The sequence below is a fragment of the Burkholderia sp. Tr-862 genome, assembly GCF_011753085.1.
GTDB classification, from domain to species: domain Bacteria; phylum Pseudomonadota; class Gammaproteobacteria; order Burkholderiales; family Burkholderiaceae; genus Burkholderia; species Burkholderia ambifaria.
Window position 1 is genome coordinate 1 of record NZ_VWWG01000238.1, and the last position, 7,351, is coordinate 7,351.

Consider the following 7,351-nt stretch of genomic DNA (forward strand, 5'->3'; position numbering starts at 1 on the left):
TGCTGCATCGCAGCTGGCTGCGCGACGCGCTGACCGCGCGGCGCATCCGCGCGGAGGTCGCGGCGAAGCTCGGCGGCGATGCGCTGGAACTCGCGCTCGAGCGCGCGCCGGAATTCGGCGCGCTCGCGGAAACGCTCGAGCCGTGGCGTGCCGATCCGGCCGCGCTGCCGGTCGTGATCCGGGCCCGTGGCGGCCGGCTGCTCGCGGATTTCATCGGCGTGGCGGGCGACGCGGTCGCGCGGCGCGTGCGCCTGAAATTCAACCGCGCGATCGATGACGAGGCGCCGTACTGGCTCAACCGCGCGCAGCGCGACCAGTTCGGCGAATTGCTGTTCCTGTTTCTGATTCCCGAGAGGCTTGCGTCATGGGACTGGCTTTTCTGATCACGAGCGACAACCTGCAGCTGCTGTCGGAGCGCAAGGTGCTCAAGGAGCGCGAATACGCGGCGCTGCTCGATGCGTCCGCGGTGATCGCGACCGCGCGCGACGAGGCCGCGCGCATCGTCGCCGACGCGCAGCGCGAATTCGACAAGCGCCAGGCGGCCGGCTACGACGAAGGGATGCGCCGCGCGCAGCGCGAGCATGCGGCGCAGACCTATACGCAGGCGCTGGCCGCCGCGCGCACGATGGAGTCGATGAAGGATTCGATGGCCGACATCGTCGTGAAGGCCGTGCGCGCGATCGTCGGCGAGATGGGCACGCAAAAGCTGTACGAGGCCGCGCTCGCGCGGATCGCGCCGCTCGTGCGCGACGAAGCGTTCCTGATCGTGCGGGTCGCGCCCGGCCGGCAGGACGAGATGCGCGACGCGCTCGAGCGCGCGTTCGCCGGCCAGTCGAACCGGCAACGGATCCGCATTGTCGAGGATGCGCAGCTCGAACGTCACGCGTGCACGGTCGAGACGCCGTCCGGGCGCATCGACGCGAGCCTCGACCTGCAGATCGACGCGCTGCGCCAGGCGATCCGCCGCGACGCGCTGAAGGGCACGACGCGATGAATGGGCCGCTCGACGATCCGCAGCCATTCGATGGCGGCAGCGACGACGATGCCGCGCCGTTCGATCGCGGCCGCCTCGTCGGCGACCTCGATGCGGGGCTCGCGTTCTTCTCGCCGGTGTCGGTGCAGGGCCGCGTCAATCATGCTGTCGGACAGATCCTCAACGCGACGGGCATCCGCGCGCGGCTCGGCGAGATCTGCGAGCTGCGCACGCCGAACCAGCCGACGCTGCTCGCCGAAGTGGTCGGTTTCTCGCGGCAGACCACCTTGCTCACGCCGCTCGGCGACGTGGCCGGCCTGTCGCCGGAGACGACCGTCGTGCCGTCGGGGCGCGAGCATGTATTTCCGGTCGGCGAAGCGCTGTTCGGCCGCGTGCTCGACGGGCTCGGCCGGCCGCTCGACGATCGCGGGCCGGTGACGGGCGCCGCGTGGGTATCGACGCAGCAGGACCCGCCCAATCCGCTCGCGCGCAAGATGATCGACACGCCGTTTCCGACCGGCGTGCGCGTGATCGACGGCCTGATGACGCTCGGCATCGGCCAGCGTGTCGGCATCTTCGCGCCGTCGGGTGTCGGCAAGAGCACGCTGCTCGGGATGATCGCGCGCGGCGCGCAGGCCGACGTGAACGTGATCGCGCTGGTCGGCGAACGCGGCCGCGAAGTGCGCGAGTTCATCGAGCACAGCCTGTCGCCCGAAGTGCGTGCGCGCTCGATCGTCGTCGTGTCGACGTCCGATCGTCCGGCGATGGAGCGCGTGAAATCCGCGCTGGTCGCGACCGCGATCGCCGAGCATTTCCGCGATGCGGGCAAGCGCGTGCTGCTGCTGGTCGACTCGCTCACGCGCTTCGCGCGCGCGCAGCGCGAGGTGGGCCTCGCGAGCGGCGAGCCGCCGACACGGCGCAGCTTTCCGCCGTCGACGTTCGCCGTGCTGCCGCGCCTGCTCGAACGCGCGGGGCAGGGCGCGACAGGCTCGATCACCGCGCTGTACACGGTGCTCGTCGAAGGCGATGAGGAATCCGATCCGATCGCCGAGGAGGTGCGCTCGATTCTCGACGGCCACATCGTGCTGTCGCGCAAGATCGCGCTCGCGAACCGCTATCCGGCGATCGACGTGCTCGCGAGCCTGTCGCGCGTGATGCCGCTCGTCGCGAGCCGCGCGCATCAGCAATCGGCCGCGCGCGTGCGCGAGCTGATCGCGAAGTATCAGGAAATCGAGCTGCTCGTGCAGATCGGCGAGTATCGCGAGGGCAGCGACCGGCTCGGCGATCTCGCGCTGCGTGCACGCGATGCGATCGGTGCATTCTGCGCGCAGGGCTCGCACGAGGACGTGCGCTTCGACGCGCTGCTCGCGAAGCTGACGAAACTCGCGAACGACCATGTCTGAAGCCGACGACCGCCTCGTGCTCGCGACACTCGCACGCCTGAAGCGCGTGCGCGAGATGCGCAGCCAGATCGCGCGCGTCGCGGCCGCGCGCCAGCAGGGCATCGCCGCGCAGAGCCGTCGCGCGCTCGACGCCGCGCAGGCGCAGCTCGCGCAGCAGGTCGCCGCGAAGGCCGCGATCCAGACCCGGCTCGCCGATGACGTGCGCGAGGCGCGCGCGTTGCAGAACGCGGCGGCCGACACGCGCACGTTCGACCGTCATATCGGCGTCGCGAACGCGTCGGTGAGCGAGGCCACGCACGTGCATCGCGATCACGAGGCGGCGCTCGCCGACCTGCAGCGCGCCGCGCGCAAAGCGAAGGCCGCCGAGGACAAGCTCGACAAGGCCGGCGAGAAGGCGCTGCAGGCCCGCGCGGCGCGGGTCGAGCGCGACGCCGACGAAGTCGCGGATGCGCACGCGGTGCGGCGCTTCGCGACAGCCGGCGTGTGGGCGGGCGAGGCGGAGGGTCACGCAGCGGGGCAGCCGGACATGGCCGCCGCGTTCGATGCGCAGATGAGGTCGCGACCGGCGGATGCGGATGCAGACGCAACCGACGCGGTCGATTCGACCGACTCTGCCGCCCCCGCCCCCGCCGACGACACCGCACCCACGGCCGCGGAGCGCCGATGCTAGACCACGCGGCGAACTTCAACGACATCGCCGGCACGCTGCGCCCGCTGCTCTACGTGATGCCGCGCCTGCTGCCGATCATGTTCGTCGTGCCGGTGTTCAACGAGCAGATCATCACGGGCCTCGTGCGCAACGGGATCGCGGTCGTGATCGCCGCGTTCGTCGCGCCGGTGATCGACCCGGCGCAGGTCGCCGCGCTGCCGTTCCTGATGTGGTGCCTGCTCGTCGCGAAGGAGGCGGTGGTCGGCATGCTGCTCGCGGGCGCGTTCAGCGCGGTGCTGTTCGCGATCCAGGGCGTCGGCTACCTGATCGATTTCCAGACCGGCAGCGGCAGCGCCGCGTTCTTCGATCCGATGGGCGGCCATGAGGGCGGCCCGACGTCGGGATTCCTCAATTTCGTCGCGATCGCGCTGTTCGTCACAGCGGGCGGCCTGCAGGTGCTCGTGCAGCTGTTCGCGCAGTCGTATGCGTGGTGGCCGATCGGCTCGCTCGGTCCGGACTTCTCGTCGATGCTGCAGACCTTCGTCGTGCGGCAGACCGACACCATCTTCGAATGGATGGTGAAGCTCGCCGCGCCGGTGATCATCGTGCTGGTGCTCGTCGAGCTCGGCATCGGCCTCGTCGGCCGCGCGGTGCCGCAGCTGAACATCTTCGTGTTCGCGCAGCCGGTGAAGAGCGCGCTCGCGGTGCTGATGATGGTGCTGTTCCTGCCGGTGGTGTACGCGTCGCTGCATGCGCTGCTGAGCCCCGACAGCGGGTTGATGGCGCTGCTGCGTGCGCTGTTCGCCGCGCACGGCGGCGGCGCGTGACGGGCCGCCGGAGCCGGAGCGACCATGGCCGAAAAGGACCAGAAGCCGACCGCGAAGCGCCTGCGCGAGGCGCGCCAGAAAGGCGATGTGCCGAAGAGCGCGGAGACGATCTCGTCGGCGTTCTTCGTCGGCGTATGCGTCGCGCTCGCGGTGGGGCTCGGCACGCTGTTCGCGCGGCTGCAGGCGTTGTTCCGGCTCGTGTTCGACGCGGCCGGCGCGGCGGACCCGTCCGCGCGGCTCGCGGTGCTGATCGACGGCGCCGCGCGCGACTGGGCCATGCTGTCCGCGCAGATCGTCGCGGCCGGGTTGCTGGCCGGCCTGCTCGCGGGCTTCGTGCAGGTGGGCGGCGTGATGGCGTGGAGCCGGCTCGTGCCGCAGCTGTCGCGGCTCAATCCGGCCGAGGGGCTGAAGAACATGTGGTCGATGCGCAACCTCGTGAACCTCGCGAAGATGCTGCTGAAGACCGTGCTGCTGGCCGCGACGCTCGGCTGGCTGATCGTCGAGTCGCTCGACCCGTCGGTGCAGTCCGGCTTCACGCGGCCGATGTCGATTCTCGCGCTGATCGTGAAGCTGCTGATGCTGCTGTTCGGCTGGGCCGCGCTGATCTATATCGTGATGGCGCTGATCGACATCGTGCACCAGCGGCACGAGTTCAATCAGAAGATGAAGATGTCGATCGAGGAAGTGCGGCGCGAGCACAAGGAAGACGAAGGCGACCCGCATATCGAGGCGAAGCGCCGGCAGCTCGCGCGCGAAGCGCAGTTCTCGTCGCTGCCCGACCGGATCGGCTTCGCGTCGGTGGTCGTCTATTCGCCGAGCGTCGCGGTCGCGCTCTACTACGGCGGGATCGGCACGCTGCCGTGGGTGCTCGCGCGCGGGGAGGGCGAGGCGGCCGAACGGATCGTGCGGCTCGCTCGCGACGCGTTGCGTCCGACGCTCGCGAACGCCGGCCTCGCGCACGCGCTATATGACAGCACGCCGGAAAAGGGCACGATCCAGCAGCAGCATTTCCGCGAGGTCGCGCAGTTGCTGAAGTGGGCGACAGGCGCTGCCTGACGCGGGCGAGGTATCGGGGCCGGAACGCCGGCCTGCGCGCGGCCGGCGCGCTTCGCCGCGATGCGGGCCTATTTCCCGGCCAGCCGGCCGTACCCGCGGCACTTGACGCCGTTTTTTTTCCAGGCTCGGCTGACATTCACCCATGAATTATTGCTGATTTATTTCTTCGTAATATGGCTCGACCGTCAGTGGGACGGCGGGCCGCGAAGTCGCGCCGCCGCTGATGGGACAGGTCAACAGGGGCAGACAAATCAAATGTGCGGAATCGACGGCTTTTTGAATAGCGTCGCCTTCGATGAGGAGACAGCGCGCGGCACGCTCGCGCGAATGACGACGAGCCTCGCGCATCGCGGGCCGGACGGGCAGGGCATCTGGGTCGACCCGGAAGCCGGTATCGCGCTCGGCCACCGGCGGCTGGCGATCGTCGATCTGTCGGTCCATGGCCGGCAGCCGATGGCATCCGCGTGCGGCCGCTACGTCATGGTCTTCAACGGCGAAATCTACAACCATCGCGAGTTGCGCGCGGAGCTCGAGCGCGCGGGTCGCGCACCGGCGTGGCGCGGCCACTCCGACAGCGAGGTGCTGATCGCGGCGATCGTCGCGTGGGGCGTCGAGGCGGCGCTGCGGCGCGCGACCGGCATGTTCGCGTTCGCGCTGTGGAATCGCGCGTCGCGGGTGCTGACGCTCGCGCGCGACCGGATCGGCGAGAAGCCGCTCTACTACGGCCGGATCGGCGACGCACTGGTATTCGCGTCGGAGTTGAAGGCGCTGCGCAACTATCCGGGCTTCGACGGCACGATCGATCGCGACGCGCTTTGCCTGTACCTGCGCCAGTCGAGCGTGCCCGCGCCGCATACGATCTATCGCGGCATCAGCAAGCTGCCGCCGGGCACCTTCATCCAGTTCGAGCATGCGCGCGACACGTCGCCCGCGCGCGCGTACTGGACGCTCGAGCAGGCGATCGAGGCGGGCCGCGAGCGGCCATTCGAGGGCAACGCCGACGAGGCCGTCGGGCAGCTCGACGCGATCCTGCGTCAGGCCGTCGCGCGGCAGATGGAAGCCGACGTGCCGCTCGGCGCGTTCCTGTCGGGCGGCGTCGATTCGTCGGCGATCGTCGCGCTGATGCAGGCGCAGTCGACGAAGCCCGTCGACACGTTCACGATCGGCTTTCACGAGGCCGGCTACGACGAAGCCGGCTATGCGAAGGCGGTCGCGCGCCATCTCGGCACGCGGCATACCGAGCTCTACGTGACGGCCGACCATGCGCTCGGCGTCGTGCCGAAACTGCCGACGATCTACGACGAGCCGTTCGCCGATGCGTCGCAGATCCCGACCTTCCTCGTGTCGGAGCTGACGCGCCGGCACGTGAAGGTGAGCCTGTCCGGCGACGGCGGCGACGAGCTGTTCGGCGGCTATACGCGCTACTTCCTGACGCCGCGCCTGTGGCGCAAGCTGCATCGCGTGCCGGCGGCGGTGCGCGCGCGGATCGCCGCCGCGCTGCACGCGCTGCGCCCCGATCATGCGGACCAGCTCGCGGCGGTCGCGCAGGGCGCATGGAGTGGCGTGGAAGCGCGCGAATCGGCGACCCGTATCGGCGACCGGCTGCACAAGCTCGGCCATGTGATGACGGCCGAGAGCCGCATCGGGCTGTACCGGCTGCTGATGTCGTCGGTCCATCATCCGGAGCGCATCGCGCTCGCCGGGCAGGAGCCGCCGACACCGCTCGATACCGTCTCCGCATGGCCCCCGCACCTGAGCTTCGCCGAGCAGGCGATGGCGATCGACACGCTCACGTACCTGCCCACCGACATTCTCGCGAAGGTCGACCGCGCGGCGATGGCCGTGAGCCTCGAGACGCGCATGCCGTTCCTCGATCATCACGTCGTCGAATTCGCGTGGCGCGTGCCCGCGTCGGTGCGTTTGCCGGAAGGGCAGTCGAAGGCGCTGCTGCGCCGGCTGCTGGACCAGTACGTGCCGTCGTCGCTGATCGACCGGCCGAAGCAGGGCTTCTGCGCGCCCGTCGATCATTGGTTGCGCGGCGCATTGCGCGACTGGGCCGACGCGCTGCTGCAGCCGTCGCGGCTGCGCGACGAGGGCTTCTTCGATGCGGCGGCGGTCGAGCGGCTGTGGCGGCAGCACCAGTCGGGCCGGATGAACTGGCAGCACCAGCTGTGGACGGTGCTGATGTTTCAGGCGTGGCTGGAACATCAGCGCGCCGCATGATGCACGAAGACGCGGCGTGCCGCGTCATCTCCTGCACGTCACGCCGGTGTCACGCTGGTGTCGTGTCGCCGCTCACTGATCGAGACACCGCACGCACAGCCGCTTCGCCTGGCTTGCCGACAACCCGCGGCACATCATCACGACCGGGCGCGCATGGCACGACGGCGCGTCGGCCGATGCCGCGGGCGACGCGAGCCGCCGCGCGCGTTCGGGCGGCGTG

General features: G+C 70.0%; 6 protein-coding genes and 2 pseudogenes. 7 read left to right on the forward strand and 1 reads right to left on the reverse strand.

Annotated features, from left to right (window positions below):
• From F3J14_RS32370 to asnB, 7 genes and pseudogenes are all read left to right on the forward strand, one after another.
• Window positions 1-383: pseudogene (locus F3J14_RS32370) on the forward strand (bcscK); the annotation flags it as partial.
• Window positions 365-994, forward strand: coding sequence for a type III secretion system stator protein SctL (gene sctL, locus F3J14_RS32375; protein ID WP_006762149.1), 630 nt, complete (start codon window positions 365-367; stop codon window positions 992-994). The pseudogene F3J14_RS32370 and the gene sctL, both read left to right, overlap by 19 nt.
• Window positions 991-2,376, forward strand: a complete 1,386-nt coding sequence (gene sctN / locus F3J14_RS32380) for a type III secretion system ATPase SctN (RefSeq protein ID WP_166726388.1) — start codon at window positions 991-993, stop codon at window positions 2,374-2,376. The genes sctL and sctN overlap by 4 nt, the downstream gene beginning before the upstream one ends.
• Complete coding sequence (locus F3J14_RS32385) at window positions 2,369-3,046, forward strand: hypothetical protein (protein ID WP_166726389.1); 678 nt, start codon at window positions 2,369-2,371, stop codon at window positions 3,044-3,046. Before sctN ends, F3J14_RS32385 begins: the two co-directional genes overlap by 8 nt.
• On the forward strand, window positions 3,040-3,852 hold the full coding sequence (sctT, locus tag F3J14_RS32390) for a type III secretion system export apparatus subunit SctT (protein WP_166726390.1): 813 nt from the start codon (window positions 3,040-3,042) through the stop codon (window positions 3,850-3,852). The genes F3J14_RS32385 and sctT overlap by 7 nt, the downstream gene beginning before the upstream one ends.
• A 24-nt stretch (window positions 3,853-3,876) precedes the next feature.
• Entirely contained in the window at window positions 3,877-4,908 is a 1,032-nt protein-coding gene (locus F3J14_RS32395) for an EscU/YscU/HrcU family type III secretion system export apparatus switch protein (RefSeq protein WP_166726391.1), read from the forward strand.
• A 255-nt stretch (window positions 4,909-5,163) separates the two neighbouring features.
• Window positions 5,164-7,131, forward strand: coding sequence for an asparagine synthase (glutamine-hydrolyzing) (gene asnB / locus F3J14_RS32400; RefSeq protein ID WP_166726392.1), 1,968 nt, complete (start codon window positions 5,164-5,166; stop codon window positions 7,129-7,131).
• Between the two features lie 72 nt (window positions 7,132-7,203).
• On the opposite strand, the pseudogene F3J14_RS35945 reads toward asnB, so the two are convergent.
• Window positions 7,204-7,351: pseudogene (locus F3J14_RS35945) on the reverse strand (lytic transglycosylase); the annotation flags it as partial.

Excerpts from the sequence above, each read along its gene's own strand:
- sctN (WP_166726388.1), top strand. The coding sequence starts at position 991 with ATGAATGGGCCGCTCGACGATCCGCAGCCATTCGATGGCGGCAGCGAC.
- sctL (WP_006762149.1), top strand. The coding sequence starts at position 365 with ATGGGACTGGCTTTTCTGATCACGAGCGACAACCTGCAGCTGCTGTCG.
- F3J14_RS32395 (WP_166726391.1), top strand. The coding sequence starts at position 3,877 with ATGGCCGAAAAGGACCAGAAGCCGACCGCGAAGCGCCTGCGCGAGGCG.
- F3J14_RS32385 (WP_166726389.1), top strand. The coding sequence starts at position 2,369 with ATGTCTGAAGCCGACGACCGCCTCGTGCTCGCGACACTCGCACGCCTG.
- asnB (WP_166726392.1), top strand. The coding sequence starts at position 5,164 with ATGTGCGGAATCGACGGCTTTTTGAATAGCGTCGCCTTCGATGAGGAG.
- sctT (WP_166726390.1), top strand. The coding sequence starts at position 3,040 with ATGCTAGACCACGCGGCGAACTTCAACGACATCGCCGGCACGCTGCGC.